This window comes from Fimbriimonadia bacterium (assembly GCA_039961735.1).
Taxonomy (GTDB): domain Bacteria; phylum Armatimonadota; class Fimbriimonadia; order Fimbriimonadales; family JABRVX01; genus JABRVX01.
This window is the reverse complement of record JABRVX010000044.1, coordinates 55,328-79,799: the sequence shown is the minus strand read 5'-3', so window position 1 is coordinate 79,799 and position 24,472 is coordinate 55,328. Positions and strand designations below refer to the sequence as shown.

General features: G+C 62.0%; 23 protein-coding genes. 17 read left to right on the top strand and 6 right to left on the bottom strand.

Going from position 1 to position 24,472, the window contains the following annotated elements; all coding sequences use genetic code 11:
- Both HRF45_10765 and HRF45_10760 read left to right on the top strand, forming a co-directional pair.
- The coding region (locus HRF45_10765; protein ID MEP0767006.1) for a hypothetical protein at positions 1-241 on the top strand (241 nt) is incomplete at its 5' end.
- 9 nt (positions 242-250) lie between these two features.
- Positions 251-409 (top strand): hypothetical protein, encoded by a 159-nt coding sequence (locus tag HRF45_10760; GenBank protein ID MEP0767005.1) that lies wholly within the window; start codon positions 251-253, stop codon positions 407-409.
- Here the strand turns inward: HRF45_10760 and HRF45_10755 are convergent.
- Positions 398-1,831 (bottom strand): hypothetical protein, encoded by a 1,434-nt coding sequence (locus HRF45_10755; GenBank protein ID MEP0767004.1) that lies wholly within the window; start codon positions 1,829-1,831, stop codon positions 398-400. The genes HRF45_10760 and HRF45_10755 overlap by 12 nt on opposite strands.
- Positions 1,832-1,849: 18 nt before the next feature.
- Positions 1,850-2,098: a hypothetical protein gene (locus tag HRF45_10750; protein ID MEP0767003.1), complete on the bottom strand. Its 249-nt coding sequence runs from the start codon at positions 2,096-2,098 to the stop codon at positions 1,850-1,852.
- A gap of 102 nt (positions 2,099-2,200) precedes the next feature.
- On the opposite strand from HRF45_10750, the gene HRF45_10745 reads away from it, so the two are divergent.
- From HRF45_10745 to HRF45_10695, 11 genes are all read left to right on the top strand, one after another.
- Positions 2,201-3,115, top strand: a complete 915-nt coding sequence (locus HRF45_10745; protein ID MEP0767002.1) for a quinate 5-dehydrogenase — start codon at positions 2,201-2,203, stop codon at positions 3,113-3,115.
- Entirely contained in the window at positions 3,112-4,191 is a 1,080-nt protein-coding gene (locus HRF45_10740; protein MEP0767001.1) for a shikimate dehydrogenase, read from the top strand. Before HRF45_10745 ends, HRF45_10740 begins: the two co-directional genes overlap by 4 nt.
- A 2-nt stretch (positions 4,192-4,193) precedes the next feature.
- Complete coding sequence (locus HRF45_10735) at positions 4,194-5,438, top strand: glycosyltransferase family 39 protein (GenBank protein ID MEP0767000.1); 1,245 nt, start codon at positions 4,194-4,196, stop codon at positions 5,436-5,438.
- A gap of 174 nt (positions 5,439-5,612) precedes the next feature.
- Positions 5,613-6,260, top strand: coding sequence for a sigma-70 family RNA polymerase sigma factor (locus tag HRF45_10730; GenBank protein ID MEP0766999.1), 648 nt, complete (start codon positions 5,613-5,615; stop codon positions 6,258-6,260).
- Positions 6,257-6,760, top strand: coding sequence for a zf-HC2 domain-containing protein (locus HRF45_10725; GenBank protein ID MEP0766998.1), 504 nt, complete (start codon positions 6,257-6,259; stop codon positions 6,758-6,760). Before HRF45_10730 ends, HRF45_10725 begins: the two co-directional genes overlap by 4 nt.
- A 21-nt stretch (positions 6,761-6,781) precedes the next feature.
- Positions 6,782-8,683 (top strand): hypothetical protein, encoded by a 1,902-nt coding sequence (locus tag HRF45_10720; GenBank protein ID MEP0766997.1) that lies wholly within the window; start codon positions 6,782-6,784, stop codon positions 8,681-8,683.
- Entirely contained in the window at positions 8,680-9,132 is a 453-nt protein-coding gene (locus HRF45_10715) for a TrkA family potassium uptake protein (GenBank protein ID MEP0766996.1), read from the top strand. Before HRF45_10720 ends, HRF45_10715 begins: the two co-directional genes overlap by 4 nt.
- 18 nt (positions 9,133-9,150) lie before the next feature.
- On the top strand, positions 9,151-9,834 hold the full coding sequence (locus HRF45_10710) for an NAD-binding protein (protein ID MEP0766995.1): 684 nt from the start codon (positions 9,151-9,153) through the stop codon (positions 9,832-9,834).
- A gap of 63 nt (positions 9,835-9,897) precedes the next feature.
- Positions 9,898-10,722 (top strand): FAD-dependent thymidylate synthase, encoded by an 825-nt coding sequence (gene thyX, locus HRF45_10705; protein ID MEP0766994.1) that lies wholly within the window; start codon positions 9,898-9,900, stop codon positions 10,720-10,722.
- Positions 10,723-10,738: 16 nt separating this feature from the next.
- Positions 10,739-11,299: a TlpA family protein disulfide reductase gene (locus tag HRF45_10700; GenBank protein MEP0766993.1), complete on the top strand. Its 561-nt coding sequence runs from the start codon at positions 10,739-10,741 to the stop codon at positions 11,297-11,299.
- A gap of 421 nt (positions 11,300-11,720) precedes the next feature.
- The gene (locus tag HRF45_10695) at positions 11,721-12,488 is read left to right on the top strand and encodes a PEP-CTERM sorting domain-containing protein (protein ID MEP0766992.1); all 768 of its coding nucleotides are present in this window, start codon (positions 11,721-11,723) and stop codon (positions 12,486-12,488) included.
- A 470-nt stretch (positions 12,489-12,958) separates the two neighbouring features.
- Here HRF45_10695 and HRF45_10690 read toward each other — a convergent pair whose 3' ends face one another.
- The 3 genes from HRF45_10690 to HRF45_10680 all read right to left on the bottom strand — a co-directional run bounded on the left by HRF45_10690 (position 12,959) and on the right by HRF45_10680 (position 17,920).
- On the bottom strand, positions 12,959-16,078 hold the full coding sequence (locus HRF45_10690; GenBank protein MEP0766991.1) for an SEC-C domain-containing protein: 3,120 nt from the start codon (positions 16,076-16,078) through the stop codon (positions 12,959-12,961).
- Between the two features lie 70 nt (positions 16,079-16,148).
- Complete coding sequence (locus HRF45_10685) at positions 16,149-17,018, bottom strand: hypothetical protein (GenBank protein ID MEP0766990.1); 870 nt, start codon at positions 17,016-17,018, stop codon at positions 16,149-16,151.
- Positions 17,015-17,920, bottom strand: coding sequence for a hypothetical protein (locus tag HRF45_10680; protein ID MEP0766989.1), 906 nt, complete (start codon positions 17,918-17,920; stop codon positions 17,015-17,017). Before HRF45_10680 ends, HRF45_10685 begins: the two co-directional genes overlap by 4 nt.
- A gap of 66 nt (positions 17,921-17,986) precedes the next feature.
- Here HRF45_10680 and HRF45_10675 point away from each other — a divergent pair, with 66 nt between their 5' ends.
- The 4 genes from HRF45_10675 to era all read left to right on the top strand — a co-directional run bounded on the left by HRF45_10675 (position 17,987) and on the right by era (position 23,551).
- On the top strand, positions 17,987-18,991 hold the full coding sequence (locus HRF45_10675) for an inositol monophosphatase (protein ID MEP0766988.1): 1,005 nt from the start codon (positions 17,987-17,989) through the stop codon (positions 18,989-18,991).
- 61 nt (positions 18,992-19,052) lie between these two features.
- Positions 19,053-19,733 (top strand): HAD family hydrolase, encoded by a 681-nt coding sequence (locus HRF45_10670; GenBank protein ID MEP0766987.1) that lies wholly within the window; start codon positions 19,053-19,055, stop codon positions 19,731-19,733.
- Positions 19,734-19,747: 14 nt separating this feature from the next.
- Positions 19,748-22,663 (top strand): beta-galactosidase, encoded by a 2,916-nt coding sequence (locus HRF45_10665; GenBank protein MEP0766986.1) that lies wholly within the window; start codon positions 19,748-19,750, stop codon positions 22,661-22,663.
- A gap of 3 nt (positions 22,664-22,666) precedes the next feature.
- Positions 22,667-23,551: a GTPase Era gene (gene era, locus HRF45_10660; protein ID MEP0766985.1), complete on the top strand. Its 885-nt coding sequence runs from the start codon at positions 22,667-22,669 to the stop codon at positions 23,549-23,551.
- A 100-nt stretch (positions 23,552-23,651) separates the two neighbouring features.
- Here the strand turns inward: era and HRF45_10655 are convergent, their stop codons facing one another.
- Positions 23,652-24,320, bottom strand: coding sequence for a GGDEF domain-containing protein (locus HRF45_10655; protein MEP0766984.1), 669 nt, complete (start codon positions 24,318-24,320; stop codon positions 23,652-23,654).
- Positions 24,321-24,472: the final 152 nt, after the last annotated feature.

Below are 24,472 nucleotides of genomic sequence, written 5' to 3'. Positions count from 1 at the left end.
CTCGCGCTGCTGGAACGACCTCTTCGTCAACGACGTGAACCTGATCGCCGGGGTGGGAGTGACGAACTACAGCGGCGTCCAGGTGTGCGACCTGAACGACGGCGGCGAGGTCCTCTGGACGGTGGCCGACCCCGCCACGTTCGAGTGGTCTCTCTACCTCTCCACCCCGGTCCCGAAGCCGGGCGCCCTGTGGCTGCTCTTGCCGTGTGCGCACCTGATGCTCCGGCGGAGAAGGAGGTGAGAGGGCCCCATGACCTACGTGCCGGCGATCTACTCGATGCGCAACACGCGCTGCCAACAACCCGCGGATGATGGACGCCGTGCTGGCTTCGACCACCTGCCCATCGGCTGGAACTCGGCGGCGCTGCCGTCGGGCAAGGTCGGCAGGCCGGCCTTCTCAATTCAGTGAGGGTACATCGGGGAAGGCTGCGGCACTCTCCGCCTCCGCCGAATGCAGCAGGCGGCCGAAGCGCAGTTCGTCCGCGTCCCCGGCGTCAAAGAACAGCGTGAAGTTGTTCAGGGCCGTCTCGTCGCCGTAGGGGACGGTCTCCACCACGAACGCCATCGGTTCGGGCACCCTCGGGTCCCGCACCCCGGCGATGTAGTGGATGTAGGTCTGGCCTCGCACGTCCTGCTTGGCCCACACTTCCATCGGCTTCTGCAGTGCGGGCGTCACCCAGTCCATGAAGCGGAGCTGCTCTTCCTCGGGGTCGGCGTCGCGTAACATGCTCACGGTGGGCTTGTCCGGAAGCTCGCTGAACGGTGTGCCGATGAGGCTGGGGAAGGGTGGCAGCAGCGTGTGCCAGTCGCTCGCCTCCTCGTCGGATCGGAGCGCGCGCCATGCGAATCTTCGCAGGCAGGTGGTCTTGCGCGCCAGGCTGCGACGAAGCACGTCGGAGGCGAGCAGCGTATGATCCTCATACAGGTCGCGAGGGACCGCGCGCATGCGCTGCAGCAGGTCGCTCGCAATCTCCTCTAGGGGGCGCCTGTCTCGGCTACGCTGGAACGCCTCGGGATCCGCGACCGCCTCGCCTTCTTCGCCCAACTGCGGATCGGGGCGCAGCAGGACTCCTACCCCGGCAGCCTTGCCCCAGGGGAGCGCCCCCGAACCTACCTGCAGCCCGATGACATCGGGGATAAGCCGCATAGCGTTCGGATTCTCGGAGAGAAGCATCGCTGCTGCCAGCGTTCGAGCGGGTCGGATCTCTTCCAGCAGCAACCGCGCGCGCTCCAAGGCACCCGCATAAAAGAGGTTGCCAAACACGTAGAGGCAATCGCCACCCGAGTGCGCGGTGGGCTCGATGCCGCAGCGGTAGTGCTGAGCCAGTGCGAGCGCAATCGGCACGGACTCTCGGTCGTGTGCGAGAACAGCAGACGGCGCAAACCCTGCGCCCTCTATATCCTCGGCGAGTCGCCGCAGTATGGCTGCCACGTCGTCCATGGAGAGGTCCGCGATGCCGGGGTCGTGTACTGCCAACCCATCATCCCCGGCCTTGCCCAGGATGACGGCGATCTCGTTGAGTGCGAACAGCTGGTTCCAGTCGCGCGGTCTCTCCGAGCGAAGCTCTAAGTGTTCGGGCGGCTCTGGAAGCGAGAAGGGCGGTGTCTTGCCCTTTTCCAGAGCTCGGAAGCAGCGTGTCCATAACTCGCTCAGTCCGCGCGTCGCAGACTTCCCGTCGGCCAAGAAGCGCCGCAGCTCGCGCGCGACATCTTCGGGCAGATAGGCGAACGCGGGCTGGTCGAGCAGCGATGCGAGCACGGGCCGCCACCAGAGGAAGTCGGTTCTGGCCTCGATTACTGCGTCTACGAGCGCCCTGAGATAGAGTGACATTGCGTAACCGCGGCGGAACTACCGCTCTCCGGCCCTCTTATGCCGTCTTCGTATCTCGAGTATCTGCGCGGCGTTGATGAAATTGGACTGCCGGATCCGCTCGTCGTCCGCGATCTTGATCATTCCGCCCTTGGGGACAGCTTCCATCAACATCTCTGTGAACCGGTCGGCTTCCTGCTCGGTGTCGAAGGACAAGTTGTAGGTGACGAGGCGATTGTCGTCGCCTCTTACGGTGCTTACGATGTGCACCATGAACTCCCCTGCCATGGCTCCTCCTTGGGTTCGGTCGTCCCCATTGTAGTCGGTTCGCACCCTGCTCGGCCAGAATGGGTGTGCTTATGGACCGTGTGCTACAATCCGTTCGCGAACTTGAAGCACGTCGTATCTGTGAGTCTGGGGTCCGGCAAGCGCAACAAGACGGTCGAGGCGACCCTGTTCGGTGAGCCGTTTCGCATTGAACGGATCGGCACGGACGGCGACCTGGACCGTTTCGCTTCATTGTTCCGCGAGCTGGATGGCAAGGTAGACGCGCTGGGGATCGGTGGCGCGGACATGTACCTGTGGCTGGGCGAGCGCCGTTACACGTTCCGCCAGATTCGGAGGCTCGTTTCGGGGGCCCGCGTTACGCCCGTGGTTGACGGTAGCGGGCTGAAAAACAGCCTCGAGCGACAAGCGGTGCACTACCTGCAGGACCACCGCATCCTTCCCCTGTCCGGCATGAACGCTTTCCTCGTGATGGCGGTGGATCGCTTTGGCATGGCACAGGCGTTGGCCCAAGTGTGTGCCATGACCGCGTTTGGCGATGTGATCTTCGGCTTGGGCCTGCCCATTCCGATTCGAGGGTACGGCTCTATCAAGCTACTGGGCTCGGTGATGCTTCCCATTATCACGCGGCTTCCATTCCAGTGGTTCTATCCGACCGGTGCTAAGCAAGAGACGAGGCTGCCGAAGGCGCGCAAGGTGTTCGAGTGGGCCGACCTCATCGCGGGAGACTGGCACTATATCCGCCGCTACATGCCGGAAAAGCTGCCTGGCAAGGTCATTCTGACCAACACTATCCGCAAGGCCGACCTCGAGCTTTTGCGTGAGGCTGGGGTTCGCACCGTCGTGACTACGACGCCCCAAATGGATGGCGAGAGCTTTGGTACGAACGTGATGGAGGCGGTGCTCGTCGCGATGTTGGGTAGGCGGCCAGAGGAGATGACAGAGGCGGACTACACGCATGCGCTAGAGCGACTCGGCTGGCGGCCCACGGTGACCGAACTGGAGGGTGTGGTGGCATGACCGAGTTCGGCTTCGTGGTTCACCCGGTGGATGCGCGTCGCGACGTCGCGCGCAAGTACCCGATTGCGCGATTCGCGCCGACACGGCTCATCGAGGCCGCGCTGGCACGCATGAAGCCGATGGTCCTGTCGGACGGCGTAATGGTTCGCTCGGAGGCTGGTGCAGTGACGAACGGCCACTTCGTGGGCTGCCCCGCAACTCCCAACATGTTGATGCGCATGCCGGAGGAGAAAGCCTATCGGATTGTCGGTGACGCCGTGAAGGCAGCCGCCGACCTGGGAGCCGAGGTGGTCGGCCTGGGCGCGTTCACGGCGGTCGTGGGTGATGGTGGCGAGACAATCGCGCGCAACGCTCCGGTCGCAGTCACGACGGGTAACTCCTATACGGTTGCTACAGCTATCGAAGGGGCCCTGCGCGCCGCGGAACTAATGGAGATTGATGTCCGAAGCGCCAAGTTGGCGGTGGTCGGTGCGACGGGTTCCATAGGCAAGACCTGCGTACAGGTCATGGCGCCGCTATTTGCTTCAACCGCACTGGTGGGTCGTGACCGGGAGCGAGTGGAAGAAGTTCGCGAATTAGTTTCCAGGAACGGTGTGTGCGTTACTGTTGCTGAGGGACTCGCGGAGGGCCTACGAGATGCCGACGTGGTAGTGACTGTAACCAGCGCGGGGACCGAGATCATCGAGCCGCGCCACCTTAAGTCGGGCGCTGTGGTATGTGATGTTGCCCGGCCGAGAGACGTGTCTTGGCGAGTCGCCCGCGAGCGAGACGACGTGCTGGTGGTGGAGGGGGGCGTCGTGGCCGTTCCGGGGCAGGTGGACTTCGGTTTCGACTTCGGCTTCCCCAAGAACACTGCCTACGCGTGTATGTGCGAGACAATGCTGCTCGCCCTCGAAGGCCGTAAGGAGAGTTATACCGTCGGCAAGACTGTGACCGTGGAGCAGGTCCGGGAGATGAGCGAACTCGCGAAGAAGCACGGTTTCCGGTTGGCGGGCTTTCGCAGCTTCGAGCGCGAGGTCCCATCAGAGGAGATTGACCAAATCCGAGCCAACGCCCGGCGACGCAGAGCGGGATAGCGATGCATGATCGCGAGGCTGCATTCCGGCGCCGTCTGACTCTGTGGCTCCTCGTGGCGCTGCTCCTGCGCCTCGCAAACGTTGTCACACTCGAACAGGCCATCAGCGACGAGCAGGCCTATCTCAAGATCGCGTCCAACCTCGTGCGGGGCGATGGCTTCCACGAGGGCGGGGTGGTTGCCTACCGGTACCCGGCTTACGTCGGCTTCATGGCGGGTTTCTTCGAGGTGTTCGGCGAGAAACGGGAGCCAGTGGTGGTCGCGCAGGCGTTGATGGGTGTGGCGACGATCCTGCTCTTCGGGCTCGTGGTGCGGCGCAGGCTGGGTGACGTCGCAGCCCTCTTCTCGGTAGCCGTCCTGTCCGTGTACGTTCCGTTCGTGCGTTTGGCGGGCAGGATGTATACCGAGAACCTGTTCTTCCTACTAGTGCTGCTCGTGTGGTGGTTGCTGGAGCGGCCAGGTCGCCCGAGACTCGGGCAGGTGGTGCTGGCCGGTGTGCTCTGTGGCCTGGCAGTCCTGACCCGCGAGGCGTTTCTGCCGATGGCTTTGCTGTATGTAATCGCCAGAGTAGCCACTTCGTCTACGCGGCGAGACGAGGCGAAGGGGATGGCCGTTTTCCTCGCCTGCGCCGTACTGACCGTCGCCCCGTGGACGCTCCGCAACTACATGCTGTTCGAACGGATCGTGCCGGTGACCAGCAACGGCTGGTTCAACCTGTACATGGGCAATAGCGCCATTGCCGACGGTAGGTATCCGGAGAGGGCCGGAGAGATCCTCTGGTCGTGGCCCGCCGGCGAGCCGCGTCGGTCGAAGTACCTCGAGATGGACCTTGCCGATCGCTTCCGGACTGAGGTGCTCCGGTTTTGGAGGGAAGATACCGGGCGGGCACTGGAGCTGGTGGGTGTGAAGGCGTTGTTGCTGATCACTCCACCCCACATGCTGGACGTGACGCTGACCGGCAAGGTGGCCGAGCTGGCTGCAGTCGTGTGGTCGGTGATGTGGGGGCTGATGATCCTGTTGGCTGTATACGGATTCGTGCGTGGGCCGATGCCCTTCCGGGAGACCCTGTGGCCATGGACGCTGGCCGCGATGGCGGTCCTGTCGTGCCTCGCAACGTACGTCATTGCGCGCTACCGGTTTCCGCTGGAACTTGCGATGGTTTACTTCGCGGCCAACGGATTTATTGCGGCATTGACGCCGGTGCGTAGGGCATCGGAGCCGGATAGGTTGGTTGCTACCGGAGGCTAGCCTTCACTGCCCCGCCGCTTGGCATCTCGCGTCGGACGGCGGTTGGCGATTCGCCGACCCGAAGCTCAGCCGAAACATCAGAGTATGTACGCTGATGACTCCACAAAAATGCTGGGTTCTCGACCGCACCCCGCAAGGATCGCGGTTCTGCCAGCGTCTTGATATAATGGAAGGGTGGGTTGGACGTTCCAGGACCCGACATCGGTCCTGCGAGCGAACGTTTGGGGTTTCTGTGCACGTCTTCCCAATGTGACCGCTATGGAAGCGCATCCTCAGGGTTTTGCGCAGGCCGCCATTCGAGCCGAAGAGGCGGACCTGGTACGGCGTTGCCGAAGCGGCGATGAAGTAGCACTGCGATGCCTCATCGCCCGCTATCGCGCGCGGCTGGTGCGCATCGCGGTCGGGCTAATCCATGATCGTTCTGAGGCCGAGGACGTTGCGCAGGACGCCTTCGTCAAGGCCTTTCGCGACCTCAGCCGTCTTCGAGACGACTGCGCCTTCGGCGGCTTCCTGTATCGTATCGTCGTCAGGTTGTGCGTGGACAGACTTCGAGTCCGCCGCGCAGATCTGACACCCTTTGACGCCGTCGTGGAATACGGGCGGGGCTCCATAGAGACGCGACTTCTTGTCCGGCAACTCTTGGAGGAGCTGCCGCCGGAACTCAAAGCGACGCTCGTCCTGCGGGAGATGGAGGGGCTGAGCTACGACGAGGTTGCTACCGCCACGGGTGTGCCGGTTGGCACGGTGCGTTCCCGGCTTCATGCTGCGCGGGAACGTTTCCGGCGACTGTGGGTTTCGGCAATGAAGGAGGACCAGAATTGATCTTCATTCGCAGAGGGTGTGCTCGATTTCGAGCCGACATAAGCCTTTTGCATGACGGTTACCTTTCGGAGTCGCGAAGGAAGCGGCTGGAGAAGCACCTCGCGATGTGCGAGCCTTGCCGCGTGCAGAGGGATCTCATTCATAGGTTATCCCAGGAGTTGTCGGCATCGGCCGACGTCGTTCCTTCACCCGATTTCGACGATCATGTGGTGTCCGCGTTGAGGCTTGCTGGCCTGCAGAGGCCGAGCTGGACGCATTGGAGGCAGTTCTCGGTCGCCGCGACGGCTGCTGCCGTTTTGATGACCGCCGTCCTGCAGTATGCGGCACTCGGTGAGTCGCCGAACCGTCCTTCCGCATCGCCCGATGCCAGCGCAAATGTTCGGCCAGACGATCTGCTCGAACAGTACAAGCTCGATCGCAACTCGCCGCTGTGGTACCACCGAGACCTTCCGGTGGAGGAGAACAAGGAAAAACACGAGCCGACGCGAGCTACCGGATAGATGCGGTAGAGTACCGTCGTGATGGCAGGTGCGGCACGCTGGCTTTGGGCGGGCGTTGCCGTCGGGTGCAGTCTTGCCGTGTTGCTCTCCCCGGCGGCCCGTTGGCACGTAGTTGACGGGCTGTTCTTCGGTTTTAATGAGGTCCCCGTGTGGCAAAGGGCGGTCTCTCAGCACCTCGGCTTGGCCGTGGAGCCTACGGTTCCCAAAGAGGAAGAACACATTTTCTCGTACTGGCTCGCGGTAGCCACGATGACCACTGGAGAGCCTAAGAAGGAACAGGACGCCGCTCTGGTTCGGGAGAGGATACGGGTTCTGGAAGAACTGCTCAAGCGCTTCCCGCATCGCGTATCTTTGCACGCACACCTAGGCCGCTACTACGCTGCCGCGGTCAGCTTCAAGGGCGAGACCAAGCAGGACGAGGCCTGGAAGGCCACTCCTCACGACTGGGAGCGCCTTCGGATACTGATGGCCGAAGGCAGCAAAAGGCAGCCGAACAACGCTTTCTTCGTGCAGATGCTGGCTGCCGCATACATGGGTCTCGGACAGCCAGAACGGGCTCTCGAACAGTGGGAAATTGCCGCAGACAAGACACTCTGGCGAGACTATGCCGAGGAGGAAGTGTTCGCGCAGTGGGACCTGCTGGAGCTGATGCATGGCCAGCGAGGCGTCCGGCAGCGTTTTCCTGCTATCGCCATGCTTCGGCTTCCTCACCCTGCACTCATCGAAGAGACCGCAACCGCGCTTCTGGAGCGCGTGACTGCGGAGGGGTCGAGAGCCGAGCAGGTGCGACTGCGATTGCTGAACGCACAAAACGGTGCGTTACTTCGAGACCAGGCTAGGCAGGTAGTCGCGGGACTGGTTGGTATCGGCATCGTCGAGTCGGCCATCGAGTGGGGGAATACGGAGACGGTGACATCGCCGCGGGTGGCAGAGGAACGGCGCGCGGAGTTTCGGCGCGCCATTTGGGACACGTTGCCGCCGGCGGAGGCCCAACTGCAAGACCGCTTCGTGGTGACGCAGGCCCGGCGCAACGATGGATACCGCGCTCAGATTCCCCAGATATCTGCGATGGAGTTCTCGGGTTGGAACACGGTGTCCGGAGGGCCTGAGCTCTGGACGGGATGGCTCTTCCGGAGCATCGCCACCTCGGCGCTGGTAGACGGCGCCTTCGGGCTTCTGGCTCGGTTCCTTCTGGCCTGGGCGTTTGCGGCTTCGCTGCTCGTGCTCTCGGCGCGTTTGCGATTGAGCCTGCCGGAGCGGCTCAGGGCAACGCTGGCGGTTCTTTGCGGGCTTACCGTGGGGTTAGTCGCGTACTTGGGCAGCGAAAGCTGGGCGGTGGGCGTTTGGTACTCACTACTGATTGGCGGCTTCGGCTATGCGGCTTCGGCATCGGATGCTCCCACCGGCGCGAACCCTGCCGGGACTGCTTATCTGACTTGGACGCGTACCCACACAGTGTGGGCCTGGCTCATGGCCATAGGGCTAGTAGTAGTTGGACTGCTCAGCTTCATCTTCCGGTACGCGGACTTCGCCGGGGTGCATCTGGCTCTAACCGGGGTCACGCCTCCGGCCCCCAACCTCTCCGTGCAGCAATGGGCAGCCTTGGGCTGGTTCGTGATCTCTCTACCGATTGCCCTCAGCATCTTCTGGGCAGCTCGTTCGGGGGCATCGCTCATCCCATCGGCTGCGGAGGGCCTCGCACGAATCGCTTCGATCGGTGCTGCTTTGTGCGCGGTGACGTTCCTACTCGCGCTGCCGCTATGCATCGTTCGGGATCGCGAAGACGTGACTCGTCTAGAACTGATCGCCAAGAACGAGCCCAACTACTACCGCAGGGCCGCAGCGCCGGTGTCCGCGGGGTACCATGAGAATTCCACCCTCGAAGGTATTCCACCGAGCTCAGCAGGAGATACCAACCCGTGAAGATCGTGATCGCAGGATGCGGGCGGACCGGATCCACGCTTGCCAAATTGCTCAGCAGCGAAGGCCATAGCATCGCTGTTGTGGACCTCCAACGCGATTCGTTTCGGCGATTCGGCAAGACCCCGCCGGCGAACATCAAGACCGTGACCGGAAACGTGCTCGACGAGGACGTGCTCGAGGAGGCCAACACGGCGAAGGCGGACGCCTTCTTCGCCTGCACTCAAGGGGACAACACGAACATCATGGCGATGCAGATCGCGCGAGACCGATTCGGAATCCCACGCGTAGGGGGCAAGATCAACGACCCGATCCGGGGCGAGGAGTACAGGAAACTAGGGTTCTTCACAATCAGTGAATGCCTGATTCTGGGCGGTGTGTTTGCGGACTGGCTCCATGAGCGCGAGATGCGTCCCGTGGAGGAGTACATCCTCGCTTCAGCGGGCAAGTGATGGCGCGGGAGGCATGACATGTACGTAGTGCTGGTTGGCGGAGGGGCGATTGGCGCCCAAGTTGCGAGGAGGTTGCGCAATGAGGGCCACGAGTTCCTGATGATCGAGAAGAGCAAGTCGCGTGCACAGTATCTCCAGGAGCTCTTCGGGGCCGATGCGGTGCTGCACGGTGACGGTTGCGAAGTGCGAGTCATGGCGGAGGCGGGTATCGGCAGGGCCGACGTCGTCGCGGCGATCACCGGTGATGACGAGGACAATCTCGTCGTGTGCCAGATGGCGAAACGGCGGTTCAACGTAAAGCGAACCATTGCCAGGGTGATTGACCCGCGCCATGAGGAGTTGTTCCGTCGACTCGGCGTGGATGTCGTGATCAGCAGCACCACCATCATCTATAACCTGATCGAACAGGAGATAGAGACCGGGGAGGTGCTGCCCATCGGGGCGTTGCAGGGTGGGGGGCTGGAGGTGGCCGAGGCCGAGATCACGAACCGCTCGCCCGCCTGTGGTAAAGCGGTTGGTAGCCTCTACTTCGCGGACGGCACTGCTATCGTGGCAGTCGTTCGAGAAGGCAGGCACATGGTGGCAACGCCTGATCTGGTGTTGCGGCCAGGCGATGTAGTAGTTGCCATCGGGCCTTCCACGACGAGCGGACACCTGCACGCACAGGTTGCAGCACCGGTGGGGACAGCCGAGGTTGGGTAGGTTGGAGCGGTGGCACTCGTCTAGATCGTATCAGTAGTACCGTCCGAGCATGAGGGGGAAACTTTGGCGTCCGTAGGCCCGATGCGCGTGGACCTTATCTTTCCCAGCCGGGAGGTGATCCGCGAATACTACCGCGGCCTGATCTACCTGGCCGCACGCACCTGCTACAGCGAGACGCCGCCCCACGAGATCTGGCAGGAGTATCGCGAGGGAAAGACGGACCCGGCGAAGGTGATCCGGGTGATCGACCACGTCCTTTCGTCCGGTCACCACAGCACCATCGAGCACATCTCGTTCACGTTCGCGATCTCGGGAGTGAGCCGAGCGCTATCGCATCAGCTCGTGCGCCACCGTATCGGGGTGGCGTTCGATCAGCAAAGCCAGCGCTATGTGAAGTTCAAGGAGGCCCAACAGGTTGTGCCGCCCTCCATCGCCGAAGACGAGGCAGCGCAAGCGAGTTTCGAGGAAGTGATGCGGACCGACGAGGAGGCATATCAGCGGCTACTCGATCTCGGCATGCCTGCAGAGGACGCGCGGTTCGTCCTGCCCAACGCGACGACCACCAATCTGATTATGACCGTGAACCTGCGAGAGCTGATCCACATGGCGGGGTTGCGGATCTGCCTGCTGGCGCAGTGGGAGATTCGGCAATTGTTCAAGCTTATTCGCAAGGAGCTGATGGCTGCGGACGAGTTCTTCGGCCGGCTGGTGGTGCCGAAGTGTGTGCCGATGGGGGTGTGCGACGAGAAGCGCAACGAGGACGGGCACTGCCGAGTTCGCCCGCACCGTAACGCGGTGCTGAAAGTCTGGGATGACTACCGTGCCGGGCGACTGCGCTACGTCGAAGCCGCATCGGAAAGGTCTGGCGAGGCGAAACGCCGAAAATAGGGATCGGAGCCTCCATATGAACCAGCCGTCACCCAACCAACATCGTCTAGCCTACCGCCTGACTTGGCTGTCGGTGATGCTGCTTGCCTGCTGGTGCGTGGCTCAGCAGGGACCGACTCGGGTCGACCGCAAGACCTTCGTTGGCAAGCCGGCGCTCGATTTCAGCGTGACAGACCTCGATGGCAACCCGCTCTTGCTGTCTTCGCTGAAGGGCAAGGTGGTGTACATCGAGTTCTGGACCTCGTATCACACCGAGTGCGTGGAGCGGATGAAGGAGATTCAGAGGCTATTCGAGGCAACGGACCGAAATCACCTGGTGATCCTGCCCGTTACTGCGGAGAGCAATCTCATCGCGCAGGACTTTCTGCGGGCCCACCAGATGACTGTCCCGGCTTACACCGATAGTTCGGGGGCGGCCCATGCGACTTACCTGGTTCATGCGATGCCGCTGTCGGTGGTTGTGGACAAGAGCGGGACCGTGGTGGAGTACGTTCAGCCTGAGGGAGACTTCGCCAGCGTGCTCCAAGCCCTTCGCAAAGCCGGCATAGTGGTAAAGGGCTCTTCCAACAAGACCTGAGTTGCGCTTGCGACGCCTCCGCCGCTTGCGGTGGAGGCTCTCCCAGACTATCTCACGGGCTCCGGGGGCGCAATCGGCCCCGACGGGCGATCGCGGCTTCAGCATGTCGCAGGGGCGCGAGCGGCCCGAGGGTGGCGGCAACCCTCCACCGCAAGCGGCGGTGGCATGTTGGCCGTATCTCCGCGAAGTGCAAAGCGGGCGGGCATTTGCCACATTGAGCACCCTCGGGGCACAGCGAACATACTGTTTAGCCTGCCTAGGCATCGTTTTTCTGTGGAAGTTTGTCGTCGTTCGATTGCAGGAACGCAGAATCGGGTGTAGAATGTAACCAACTGCTATTCTGGCTCCTTTTCCTTGGATGGCTTATTTGGTTTGTTGCCTCTCGGATGGCAATGCTGTAACTCTAGAGGAAACGGAGCACATGAAACGATACATCACGCTTCTGCTAGCGAGCGGATTCGTCGCCTCCGCGTTTGCCCAGGGCACTGACTGCGGCTTGATCAAGAAGTGGGACCAGATGGACGCCATCGACTCGTACGGTGGTGCCAGCTGGCTCGACTACGATACGCCGAGCGACGCGATCTCAGCGGACGACTTCCTGTGCACGGACCTTCAGCCGATCGTGGCTGTGAAGTTCGCTGGCTGGTCATACTACGGGAACATCTGGATTGACAACTTCGTGATCAGGTTCTGGACAGACGTTCCTGCCACTCCCGACGACGCGAGCCATCCCGGCACGCTGCTCCACGAGATTCGCGTGGACAACGCTGCCGCGCAGTGCGAGCCCGGCTGGTGGGACAATGGCGACGGCACGTTCATGGCCATCTTCCGGCCCGATCAGTACTTCTTCCAGGAAGGCACTCCGACCAATCCTCAGGTCTACTGGATCAGCATCCAGGGCGAGATGATCACGGACGGGTACTTCGATGCGTTCTACTGGAACTTCCGGCAGCGTGGCTATAACTGGAACGACGACGCAGCGTTCGCGTCCAACTACTTCGGCTACGCGCCCTGGGCGAACTGGGGCGTTGATCCGTCCGACACTGTGAGCCTGTATGACGGCGTTCTGCCGTCGGGCTGGCGGTCGCTCGATATGGCGTACACCTTGTACACCATTCCCGAGCCGGGGACTATCGCCGCACTCGGCGCTGGCCTCGTCGGCCTGCTGGCGCTCCGCCGCCGCAAGTAGTCGCTACGCGACCACTAACTAGCTAAGTCACTACCCCTCACCGCTTCGAGTGGTGAGGGGTATGTGCTTGTCAGGCCGGATTCACGCCACCTGTCTCTCTTGATCGTGAGGACGGTCTCCTCTCGCTCCTATTCCTCACCACTCGAAGTGGTGAAGAATAGGAGGTTCCCTGGTTGATAATGTCTCTCGGCCTGGCGTTATGCATATCTTGTGCTTTGCATACGAAGGACGACGTACCCGTCATGCTGAGCCCGTCGAAGCATGCCCGGGCAAGCCGCATGCTGATAGCGTCGGGGACTACCATGGCAGCTCCCGGCCTCATGCTTCGACGGGCTCAGCATGACGGGGACAGGTGTAGGTCATATCCAAAGCGTACCGGACCACCCTCTCGCCCCTATCCCTGACCACTCGCAGTGGTCAGGGATAGGGCGTAGCGAGTGGTGGTGGTTGTGAGCGCGGGGTGCGGGGTCTTACACCGCCTTGCGCATGCAGCAGAACTTGTATTTCTTTCCGCTCCCGCACGGACACGGATCGTTGCGCCCGACCTTGCCGCCGGAAGATGGGGTGATCGCACGGGGCTTATCTACGCCGTCGCGGCGCCCGTCGTTCGTCGGGCGTCCGGCCAGCGCCTCGGGCGGCGAGGCCTGCGAGCCGGCAGGATGTTCGTCCAGTCGTACCATCTGTCTCGGCGTCACCGGTTCGCGTTGCACCTGAACGTGGAAGGCCCACATCGCCACCATGCGACTGATGTTTGCCAACGTCTCCAGGAACAGTTCGTGCGAGTCCTTCTTGAACGCGATTAGTGGATCCTGCTGTGCGTAGCCGCGCAGGCCGATGCCCTCACGCAGTTGGTCAATGCTTGCGAGGTGTTCCATCCACTTGTCGTTGATGGCACGGAGCACGATCATGCGCTCCAACATCCTTACGGTCTCCGTCCCCAACTCTCGCTCGCGGTCTTCATAGGCCCGATGCATCGTCGAGACGAGTTTATCGTACAGTTCCTCGCGCTTTAGCCCCTGAATCTCTTCGAGCGGTACGTACTGAACGAGTGGGAACAGCTCGTTCATGCTACGATACACGCCCTCGTAGTTCCACTCGTTAGTCTCGGGGTCGAAGAACGCGTCGAGCCGCAATTCAATTTCGGTCTCGAGGTCTTCCAGCACCTTATCGCGCATGTCGGCGCCTAACAGCACCTTGCGCCTATCCGAGTAGATCTTCTCGCGCTGCACGTTGATCACGTCGTCGTACTCCAGCACGTGCTTGCGGTATTCGAAGAAGTGGAACTCGATGCGCTCCTGAATCTTGCGAATGGTGTTACTGAGAAACTTGACTTCGATTGGCTCGTCCTCTGGCCAGCTCTTCAGCAAGGGGTTTGCGAGCATGTTTGCGCCGAACACCTGCCAAAGACGGTCTTCCAGTGACACGAAGTAGCGGCTCTCGCCCGGGTCGCCCTGACGGCCGGAGCGCCCTCGGAGCTGGTTGTCGATGCGACGGCTCTCGTGCCTTTCGGTGCCGAGGATGTAGAGCCCACCTAGCTTCACCACCTCGGCGGCAAGCTCCGAGCGTTCCTGTTCGGAGAGCGGCAATGGTGGTGCGGCACGCTGCTTGCCCCCGCGTCGGTGGCTGACAAAGGTGCCCGCAGCAATCTCCTTCGCCTCTGCCTCCTGCTGCTCGACGCTCTGCGTGTCCTCCTGTTTGGCGATACTTCCACCGAGAAGGATGTCCACGCCACGACCTGCCATATTAGTAGCGATGGTGACAGCACCCTTGCGCCCGGCTTCGGCGATGATAAGCGCTTCCTTCTCATGGAACTTCGCGTTCAGAACGTTGTGTGGGATGCCATGGCGGATGGCTTCGTCGAAGTGCTCGATGTTCTCGGCAGGCAGACCGTGTTGGTTGACGAACCACTCCCCGTGTTCGGGAGCAAGCGGGTCGGTTGCAATCCCGAAGCGACGAAGGATGTCGTGCAGATCGGATCGCTTCAGCAGCTCGCGAGGAGCTTTCTTCACTTGCTGTCCCGGGAGCTGGGAGTTTTCAGTCGGCGGTTCCAGCGGGCGGTTGATGACCTCGAGAATCTCACTGCGATCCTGCTTGGAGATCGACTTGTCACCCTGAATCTTGTCGCGGATGCGGTCAATCAGGATCAGTGTCTGCAGCTTGTCTGCGGTGAGCCTGCCTGAGACCTTCTCCGACATCTCGATGGAGCGGGTGCCTACCAGAACGGGTTGCTGCTTCACATAGAGGCGTAGTATCTCGCGTGCAATCCCGCGAAACTTCTGTTCTTCGGACTTGTACACGACGTCCGGATGATCGGTCCGGATCATCTTCTTGTACGTCGGTACCACTACCACTTCGAGGCCGTAGATCTTGCGGAACTCGTCCTCTTCCGTCTTCGCAGTACCTGTCATGCCTGCCAGCTTGTGATAAAGGCGGAAGAGGTTCTGGAAGGTGATAACGGCGACGGTCTGACTCTCGTGTCGGATCGGCACCTTTTCCTTTGCTTCGATGGCTTGGTGCAAGCCATCCGAGAATCGTCTTCCGAACATCAGGCGTCCGGTGGTGTCGTCCACGATCACCACTTCGCCATCCTTCACTACGTACTCGACGTCTCGGTGGAAGAGATGATGTGCCTTCAACCCGGCGTTCACGTAGTGCATCATCTCTGGATGCTCGGCGAGGTTCGCGATGCCTAACAGCTCCTGAATGCGTTCGTAGCCGGAGTCATTGAGCGAAACTTGGTGCGACTTCTCATCTACTGTGAAGTGCTGGTCCTTCACGAGCCGCTTGACCACGCTGTCAATCTTCCCGTAGACCGATACGTCCTCCGAGGCGATACCCGAGATGATGTGAGGGGTTCGTGCCTCGTCGATCAGAATACTGTCAACCTCGTCCACGATGGCGTAGTGAAGTTCCCGCTGGTTGAGCTGCGACTTGTCGAACGCCATGTTGTCGCGAAGGTAGTCGAACCCGAACTCATGGTTAGTGCCGTAGGTGATATCGCACTCGTAGGCCTCGCGGCGAGTGCATGGCTCCAGATTGTTATATCGGGGGTCTGCAGCCTCGTAGCCGGGCACATAGCGATAGGAGCCACCTAACTCGTCCGACTCGGCACTTTGCCCCTGGATGACACCCACGCTCAGCCCCAGGGCGTGGTAGATGGCTCCCATCCAGACCGCGTCACGGCGGGCGAGGTAGTCATTGACCGTGACGAGGTGGGCGCCCCGCCCTTCGAGGCCGATGAGGTAAAGGGGAAGCGTTGCCACGAGGGTTTTGCCTTCGCCGGTCTTCATCTCGGCGATCATTCCCTTGTACAACACCACCCCGCCCATGAGCTGCACGTCGAAGTGTCTCATGTTCAGCGTTCGCCGTGCAGCCTCACGGCAAACGGCGAAGGCCTCGACCAACAAGTCATCGGTGGTCTCGCCGTCCTGCAGCCTTTTTCGGAACTCGTCCGACTTCTCCCGAAGGCGAGCCAAGCTCAGCGCCTGCATCTCGGGCTCGAGCGCGTTCACGGCGGCGACGATAGGCTCAGCCGCCTTGATTTCCTTGTCACTCGTATCGAACCAGCGTCGGAAAAGGTCGTTCAGCATGGGGAATGTAGGTGCCTCGTGCCGGGATATTACCTTATTGGCGGATCCGGTACCTCGGAGGTAGCAGGTCCTACTGTCCTACCGGTGACACGCCCGAGAACAGCGGCCGTGCCCACGTGTCCACCAGATACCACACCCTCTCTATGAATACGGAGAGTCGGGTCATTACGGTGTTGCCGAAGAACACCCCGAATGCGAGCATAAGCCAGAACCGCCCCGAGAACAGCATAAACACCAGCCCCGGGGCCCACCGCAGACCTACGGGGAAGCGGTCCAAGAGCCCCTGGGCCCATTCACCGATTTTCCGGCTGTGGTCGAAGCTGAAGAAGAAGAAGTTGATGGTGAGCAGCAGCGCGACCAGGAAGATGGTGTTGTTGATACTAGCCGCGGCGTCGAAGCCGCCGACGTCGTTCAGCACGATGGGTGACTTGAACGATGCGGTGACCTGCGGCACGTTCAACACGAACTGCTGTTTGATGGCAAGGCCGGCGCCACCGCCCATCACGATGCCCATCACCAATCGGGAGAGCCACAGGGTCTTCGGATGAAACAGGCCGTACCACAGGAGGCCGATCACGCCTGCGGAGACGCCGAAGAAGATGGCCCCGGCGGCCCCCCAGACCTCGGCGCTGCCGCCCGTGCCGCCGAACAGGGTTTCGAAGCCCTGCAGCATCGGCACCCACCAGTTCGGCCGAAGGATGTCCATGATGGTCGCTCCGATAGCGAATCCGATGGATGTGCCGAGCATCAGGTGCTCGGCCAGCCGGTATGCGGCGTTCTCTTCGTACAGGAAGCTGAAGATGGCGAGAGTGCTGAGCGCTGCCACCCACACGCCGATCTCGGCGTATCCGTACTTGATCCAGCGCGGGATGCCCAGGGCGAGCAGTACGATAATCACTACGCCCCAAATCACCAGAGTCAGCCTTCGGCGAGGGGTCATCTGCTCTTCTTACCCTCTTCCTTCATTCGCGCCCACGCGCCGATGTTGCCGGCGATAGCCCCGAAGATCAGCAACAGATGCGCCCAACTCTGTGACTTGATCACCTTTGTCGCGTAGGAAAGGTCACTCCAGCGCTTCTTTCGCTCCTTTTCTGTGGCCTTCATCTGGGCATCGTATTCGGGCAGCCCCATAATGCCCTCGTATTCCGCGCCGCCCCGCGCGCCGACGAGCATTCCCTTGAGTTGCCCAGCGTCCATCAACGGGTACATGTTGGTGGTGCTGATGCTGCACACGCCGGCCACGTAGGGCGTACCGTACACCTCATAGCCAAACTGGATGTACTCGAGATACGGTGCGTAGGAGACGCTGATCAGGAGATCGAAGTCTCCGCAGTTGCTGACCTGCGCCAGCCAAGGGATCGTGCTCACGTCCCGGTTCTCACGAATCTCGGTTGGTGCGGTACCGCGGAAGTCCTTCGAGAGGGATTGGATACCTTGTGCGATGTTGCTCGTCGGGATGCGATAGCCGAGTTGGACCCAGTCATCGAGGTACTTCTTCCCGTACTTAGCGGCGAGGCGGTCCACCACCTCGTCCGAGAAAGCGGGACCCTGCGGGATGGCGGAGATCACCGCGAACTTGATGTTGTTCCGGAAGAGGTGGGCAATGATGGCTGTGAACTGGCCTTTCAGCTCGCCGAGGGTTCCCGCATCCCAGTCGCTGTGAACCAGAACGATGCTCTTCGTGTCGAGCCGCTCGATGGCGTCATACAGTCCCCGTGCCTCGTGACCCATCCGGCTCGGGAGCTTCACATCCACGAATAGCGGAAAGGCAACCGCCACCACCAGCGTGAGGTAGAGCCAACGGCGGTCCAGCCTATCCAACCGCGCAAGGAGCCGAATCATCCTGATACACATTCGCCGCGCCCGTCCCGTTTCCTGCTTGCGGCTGCAGGACCCAGAGGCATCCGCATGAACCTGGTGTTCGTGCGAGACTGGGATGATGGGTACTACGTTGAGAAGCTGCGGGAGCTAGGCCTGCGAATCAGGGGATCAGCTTCTACGGCTCTCGCTGGGCAGAACACGGAGCTCCTACAACAGGTTGCCCGGGAGTCGGAGGACGATACAATATATCGTCTGGACGAAGGCGTCGAAGGGGTGTTGGCTGAGTTCTGCGCGGAATGGGGCAGGGAGCGGTCCTTTGTCCTGGTTGCGGAGGGATTGCCCGGAGGTCGCGAGGTGTTTCCGCACTCGGCACACGAAGGCGAGGCCGAGTTCGTGCTCATCGTGGACCCCGTGGACGGTACGCGCTCCCTGATGTTCGACAAGAGGGCAGCGTGGACTTTGTGCGCCGTGGCCCCAATGCCGTCGGAGGGCATGCCTACCTCGCGCGACATCCGAGTTGCCGTGCAGACCGAGATTCCGACCACGCGCCAGTGCCTCGCGGCTCAGATCTGGGCGGTAGCTGGCGGCGGAACGACTGCAGAGATGCACGACCTTCGCACGGGTCATGTTTCCGGGTTCGAGCCGCGACCGAGCCGAGCGAGCGGGTTGCAGAACGGCTTCGCGGGCTTTGCCAAGTTCTTTCCGGAAGGCAAGACCAGGATTGCGGAGTTGGAGTGGGAGCTGTTCCAGCGTGTGTTGCCCCCAAATGCCACGGATCGCGTCTTCGACGACCAATACGTGTCCAGCGGTGGGCAGCTATACGAACTGATTGTGGGACATGACCTATTCGTGGCCGACATCCGGTCGGTGCTATTCGCGCGAGAGGGTAGGGGCGGGCTCTGCCCGCATCCTTACGACCTCTGCACGGAGATGATCGCCCGCGAGGCGGGGGTCATTGTGACGGGGCTCGACGGGCAGACACTCGACTTCTCGCTCGACACCACGACGCCCGTCGGTTGGGCCGGCTATGCGAACGAACAGCTACGCGCGCTCGTCGAACCCCACTTACTCGACATCGTTCGCTCCATCTGACCGGCCGCCTGCGAGAGGGCGGGTAGCATTCGATGGGCGGGTTCTGCCAGAATCGTTATCCATGTCACCACAGGGCCGGCAACTCGTGCTGCCGCCGAAGGCCGTTCTATTCGACGTAGACGGGACTCTCATTGACACCGTTTCCATGATCATCCTGACGATGAGTGAGATGTACCGTCGCTACATCGGTGTCGAAATCCCGCCGGAAGACATTCGCAGCATCATCGGCCTGCCCCTCGATGTTCAGGTGCGCTACTTCGAGGACCGAACGGATCGGCGTCCTGACTATGAAGAGATGAAGCGATTTCAGATTGAGCTGTACGAGCAGCACAAGCACCTGGAGCGCCCGGTGCCCGAGGCCCTCGAGTCCGTTCGTGTATGCGTTGCTAAGGGCATCTCGACGGCGTTGGTAACGAGCAAGGATGCCGAGGAGCTGGCGTTCGCTCTGCCGCGAATGGGATTGGACGGAGCGCTGCACGCGACCGTCACAGCGACGGATTGCGTGCACACGAAGCCCCATCCGGAGCCCGTGATGAGGGCGCTGGAGCGGCTGGGAGTGGATCCCGGCGAGGCCGTCTTTATTGGAGACACCGACTACGACATCCAGTCCGGACACGCGGCAGGGTGTGCGGTGGGTGCGGTGCTCTGGGGTGCGCAAGACGAGCAGCGACTGGTGCAGGCGATGCCAGACATGCTGTTCCGAGAGCCCAGGGACTTGCTCGCCTGGTGCCGAGACCTCTAGATAGGATTTGCCAGATGCGAAGAACGAAAAAAACGGACCCCGTGCCAGAGCCCTCGCCACAAGAGCGAGGTGACGGTGGTAATGCGTCCGAACAACCTGCTGCTCCGGCCAAGAGGCGACGACGCAGCACGAAAGCGGTGGTCCAGCTCGCAGCCGAGCAGCCCACGGCTGAGGCAGTAGCCCCGGAGAGGGCAACCGGCACGAGGCGACGCAGAGTGACCGTGCCTGACGATGCGCCCGAGATTCCGGGTGTCGTGGAAGCTTCGCTGCACCATGTCAGGACCTCTGAGGAGAAGCCCAAACGGAAGAAGCGAACTCCCGGGGACGGTCCGGCCGTGGCGAAGCGCGAGCCGCGACACCGACGTCCGGTACGCGAGCGCATCGAGGCCGAGACCCCGCTCGAAGACCTTGGCCCGAGGATCACGCTCGAGGAACTGCAGGCCCAGTTCCAGACGGAAGGCAAGCGCGTGCGCTCTCGTCGCACCAAAGAGCGGTGGCCGCGTCCGATCCCCACGCCTTCCGGTGCCCCGCGAATAGGCATAGTCAACGGTCAACCTGTTCTGATCATCGAAGAGCAGGTCGTTGCGCCGCACTTCTTCTTCGGAAACATCAGCTCCGAGGCGTCGGAGAAGGCGGTGCTGGCCGAGATCAAACTCGCTGCCGAAAAGGGCGTGCATCTGTTCTGCCTCTACCTCGAGCTTCCCGTGGACCCGAAGCCCGACGAGCCGCCTGCGGAGGAGGCGGTCCGACTCCTCGACAGCGTGCTTGCCGTGGACCCCGATGCTTGGGTGATGTTTCGCGTGGTGTTCGTGCCGAGCGAAGGCTGGGTCGAGAAGTACCCCGACGCCGCATACCGACACCCCGACGGCTCCCAGGCCGACCCTTCCATATGCTCTAACACATGGTGGGGTGAAGCGGAGAAGTGCCTGAAGAAGCTGGTAACCGATGTCGCTCGCCGCAAGTCTGGCAAGCGCTGCATCGGCTACCACATCGAGCGTGGCGAGTGGTTCAATGGTCCGGATGACGGCTACGACACTAGCCCTGCGGCCCTCACAGCCTTCCGTGAGTGGGTTCGAACGCGCTACTTTGGGGATGAGGTGGCGCTCCGTGCGTCTTGGCACGACGGTTCGGCATCGTTCGACACACTCAAGATCCCCGACTACCTGCCACCACAGGACATTCAGGCGGCGATCCTGACCGAGCGCCGAGAACGCCGCAATGTGGACTATCACGACTTCCTTTCCGATGCGTACGTCGAGCGGGTCGGGTCTCTTGCCAGGGTGGTGAAAGAGGCGGCCAAAGGGGCCGTGTTGGTTGCGTGTTCTTATGGTTACACGTTCGAGTTCTCGCACCCGCACTCGGGCCACCTTTCGCTCGCACGGCTGCTGAAGTGCCCGGATATAGACCTCATTGCGGGGCCGCCATCCTACTCGTCGAGGCTGCCGGGCGGCGCATGTCCCTTCGCAGGTCCGATCGATTCCATCGCGCTTGCAGGCAAGCTGTTCATCCTGGAGGAGGACTACAAGACGAGCCTCGGACGCAAGGGTGAGCGGGATGACTTCAACCCGGTTCTGGAAGGTCCGAAGGACCTCGAGACTGCCCACTGGCGCGGTCTGGGAATGGCGCTGGCCCATACGTGCGGCGTTTCGTGGATGGATACGTGGGGTAGCGGATGGTTGAACAGCCCGGGCATTTGGAGCCGTGCCGAGAAGGCCCGTTCGCTGTTCACCATGCGGCTGAATGCTGAGCCGCCTGCGCCCGACGTCGCGGTCCTGATTGATGAGCGTAGCATGACGATGCTCCAGGACTCTCGCCTCGCCGTCAACCTCGTCTCCAAGGCGCGAGAGGCGGTTCTGCGAGCGGGAGTTTGCGCGGGCTTCTACCTGCTCTCCGATCTCACCCGTCGGGACTTCCCGGACTGCAGCCTCTATCTGTTTCTGAACGCCTGGGATATCGGAGCCCAAGTCCGCGCGGCGATTCGCGAGAAGCTGCACCGAAACGGGAAGACGCTGGTGTGGTGGTATGCAGCGGCCCTGCTCGAATACCACAGACCGGCACCCGAGACGATGAAGCAGGTCATTGGGATCGCGCTCAAAGCCCAGCCGTTTGCTTCACGCCCCGGCACCACGATTACGCAACACCAGCATCCGCTTACCTCGTCTCTCGAAGGCTCGACAATTACCACGGAAGATGTCTACGAGCCAACCTACTTCGCCGTGGACGATGAGGCCGAGCAGCTAGGCGTGTACACGGACACGGGGCTGCCGTCGTTCGTAACTCGCCAGGTCCGGTTGCCGGGCCGAAGCGAGGCATCGTGGCGCACGGTCTTCCTGGGAGAGCCGTTCATCTCGCCAGGGCTGGTCAGGGGGCTGTGTAGGCTAGCGGGAGTTCCGATCTACTCTTCGGCAGGCGATGTGGTGCACGTCCGACCGCCCTTCCTAACACTCCACGTGGCGAAGGGAGGTAGGCGCGAGCTGGCGGTGCCAGATGGCTACGAAGTGCGGGATGCCCTGACCGACGAGCCGCTCCAAGACCCTTCGGCAGAACTGCGGGACGGCGAGACGCGAGTGCTGCTGATCGGCCCGCCCGAGACGCTGGATCACCTGAGTAGCCTGCCGATGCCTGCAGCCCCTGCCCTTGCACCGCCTCTGCAGGAAACCGCTCCCGGCCCGCCCCCTTCGAGACGAAGCAAACCTGCCGAGCCGGTCTTTCTGCTCGACACCGAGGAGCCATCTGCAGAGTCCGCTGCAGTCGCGACTCGATCCGAGGGGGCGAGTCCGACTTTTCACCCTCACGGCAGAGAGCGGGGCAAGGTGTCGAAGCCCGTTCGGCGACGCCGACCGACGAAGCGCGAGCCTGCACTGGCACCTCCCATCGAGCCGGTTGACGAAGAACCGCCGGTTGCCTATCGCTTTCGCAAGAAGACCTAGGGGATGGAGCATCGTTGCGGCACGGTGGCAGTGGTCGGAGCACCGAACGTCGGCAAGAGCACTCTGCTGAACGCCCTGCTCGGGCAAAAGATCGCGATCGTTTCACCAAAGCCACAGACCACGCGGCGGAACCTCCTCGGGGTGCTGACCGAACCCGGCTACCAGATCGCCTTCGTGGATACGCCGGGCGTGTCCCATCCGAAGCATCTCCTGGGGGCGCGCATGGTACAGGCAGCACATCAGGCGCTCCTCTCGGCCGACGCCGTGATGTTCGTAACCGACGTTTCTCGACTTCCCGGTGAGTTCGACTGGCGTGTGGCGAAGATGCTAGAGCGGGTGGACTCGGCGAAGCTGTTGGTGCTCAACAAGATGGACCGACTTCCGCCACAGAACGTGCAGAGCCACTACGATGCACACTGTGCGTTGGCGCCCGGCTGCCCGTGGATGATGGTCTCGGCCCGAAAGCGTGACAATTTCGATCGGCTGCTAGCCCTCCTGGTCCCCCTGCTCCCAGAAGGACCACCGCTCTACCCGGAAGATCAGATCACCGACGCGCCGATGCGCTTCCTGGCTGCCGAGCTGGTCCGTGAGCAGGTGTTGCTGCGTACCCGCCAAGAGGTGCCGCATAGCACCGCCGTGCTGACAGAGAGATGGGAAGAGCGCCCGGACGGTCACGTGTACATCGGAGCGACCGTCTACGTGGACCGTGAGGCGCACAAGGGCATTGTCGTCGGCAAGGGCGGCCAGATGCTGAAGTCCATCGGCGCATCGGCGCGCGAAGGGATCGAGGAGATGCTGCAGCAGCCCGTGTATCTGGACCTCTGGGTCAAGGTGAAGCAAGGCTGGCGCGAGCGCCCAGGTACGCTGCACGAACTGGGCCTCGACTAGCGAGCGTGTCGAGGATGGCACTGCACTCGGCGTGGTCCTTAGGTGTGGCACAGACCGTGGGTAGCCATCACTTGGCGCACTCGAGCCAGGGTATAGGTTTTCACGTGCTTGGGCTGGCGTGCAGATGCTTGAGATATGCTGGCTCGTAAGTGGAGGCTCTGCGCACGCAGTTCCCGCCGCACTTCTTGGCGTTGTGGAGCCCCATTTGCGCCTCGGCAACCAGATGCTGCGTGTCCGCGAGGTCGGACCGCCAGGCGGCCACCCCAATGCTTACGGTAAACGGGCCGAGCGGGGCGTCCATTAGTGCCGGGTTCAGGCGAAGTCGCTCTGCCACGACCTCCGCCGTTTCCAGGTTCGCTCCACGCAGTCCTACCAGGAACTCGTCGCCGCCCCACCGTGCCACGAGATCGCTCCGCCGCACCGATGCACGAAGCAGGTCCCCGAGACGGGTCAATAGCTCGTCTCCGGCTTCTTGCCCGAACCGATGGTTGTAGTTATTGAGAGCGTCTACGTCAACGAACAGCACCGAGAACAGGACCCCGGTCTGCCACGCATGTTTTTGGTATTCATCGAGGACCGCGAGCGCCTCTTGCCGACTAACCACCAGTGGGAGCGCACCGCCGGCATAGCGCTCGCATGCCGTAGGGGGCGGTGGCAAGGTACCTTCCTCGGTCACTCTGCGCTCGAGCCTGCCGCGGGCGGCACGCGTTTCAGCCAGCGGCCACATAGCCTCGTCCGTCGGCCGCCCCAGTTTGTCTATGCTCTTCATCCCTCGTTCTCATCACCACACAAGCGCATCCCTCGTCCCTCGCTAGATCATTTGCCATGTCTCAGCGTCCCATCGCACCGCAGGCCTACTGTGTCTAGTCTCGAATAGCAAAACGACGACCTATCCTGCCGCTGCGGTATCATCGTTCATTC

Coding starts and splice junctions, on each gene's coding strand:
- era (MEP0766985.1), top strand. CDS start 22,667: ATGGAGCATCGTTGCGGCACGGTGGCAGTGGTCGGAGCACCGAACGTC.
- HRF45_10755 (MEP0767004.1), bottom strand. CDS start 1,831: ATGTCACTCTATCTCAGGGCGCTCGTAGACGCAGTAATCGAGGCCAGA.
- HRF45_10720 (MEP0766997.1), top strand. CDS start 6,782: ATGGCAGGTGCGGCACGCTGGCTTTGGGCGGGCGTTGCCGTCGGGTGC.
- HRF45_10670 (MEP0766987.1), top strand. CDS start 19,053: ATGTCACCACAGGGCCGGCAACTCGTGCTGCCGCCGAAGGCCGTTCTA.
- HRF45_10675 (MEP0766988.1), top strand. CDS start 17,987: ATGAACCTGGTGTTCGTGCGAGACTGGGATGATGGGTACTACGTTGAG.
- HRF45_10695 (MEP0766992.1), top strand. CDS start 11,721: ATGAAACGATACATCACGCTTCTGCTAGCGAGCGGATTCGTCGCCTCC.
- HRF45_10690 (MEP0766991.1), bottom strand. CDS start 16,078: ATGCTGAACGACCTTTTCCGACGCTGGTTCGATACGAGTGACAAGGAA.
- HRF45_10735 (MEP0767000.1), top strand. CDS start 4,194: ATGCATGATCGCGAGGCTGCATTCCGGCGCCGTCTGACTCTGTGGCTC.
- HRF45_10740 (MEP0767001.1), top strand. CDS start 3,112: ATGACCGAGTTCGGCTTCGTGGTTCACCCGGTGGATGCGCGTCGCGAC.
- HRF45_10750 (MEP0767003.1), bottom strand. CDS start 2,098: ATGGCAGGGGAGTTCATGGTGCACATCGTAAGCACCGTAAGAGGCGAC.
- HRF45_10710 (MEP0766995.1), top strand. CDS start 9,151: ATGTACGTAGTGCTGGTTGGCGGAGGGGCGATTGGCGCCCAAGTTGCG.
- HRF45_10655 (MEP0766984.1), bottom strand. CDS start 24,320: ATGAAGAGCATAGACAAACTGGGGCGGCCGACGGACGAGGCTATGTGG.
- HRF45_10665 (MEP0766986.1), top strand. CDS start 19,748: ATGCGAAGAACGAAAAAAACGGACCCCGTGCCAGAGCCCTCGCCACAA.
- HRF45_10685 (MEP0766990.1), bottom strand. CDS start 17,018: ATGACCCCTCGCCGAAGGCTGACTCTGGTGATTTGGGGCGTAGTGATT.
- HRF45_10760 (MEP0767005.1), top strand. CDS start 251: ATGACCTACGTGCCGGCGATCTACTCGATGCGCAACACGCGCTGCCAA.
- HRF45_10680 (MEP0766989.1), bottom strand. CDS start 17,920: ATGATTCGGCTCCTTGCGCGGTTGGATAGGCTGGACCGCCGTTGGCTC.
- HRF45_10700 (MEP0766993.1), top strand. CDS start 10,739: ATGAACCAGCCGTCACCCAACCAACATCGTCTAGCCTACCGCCTGACT.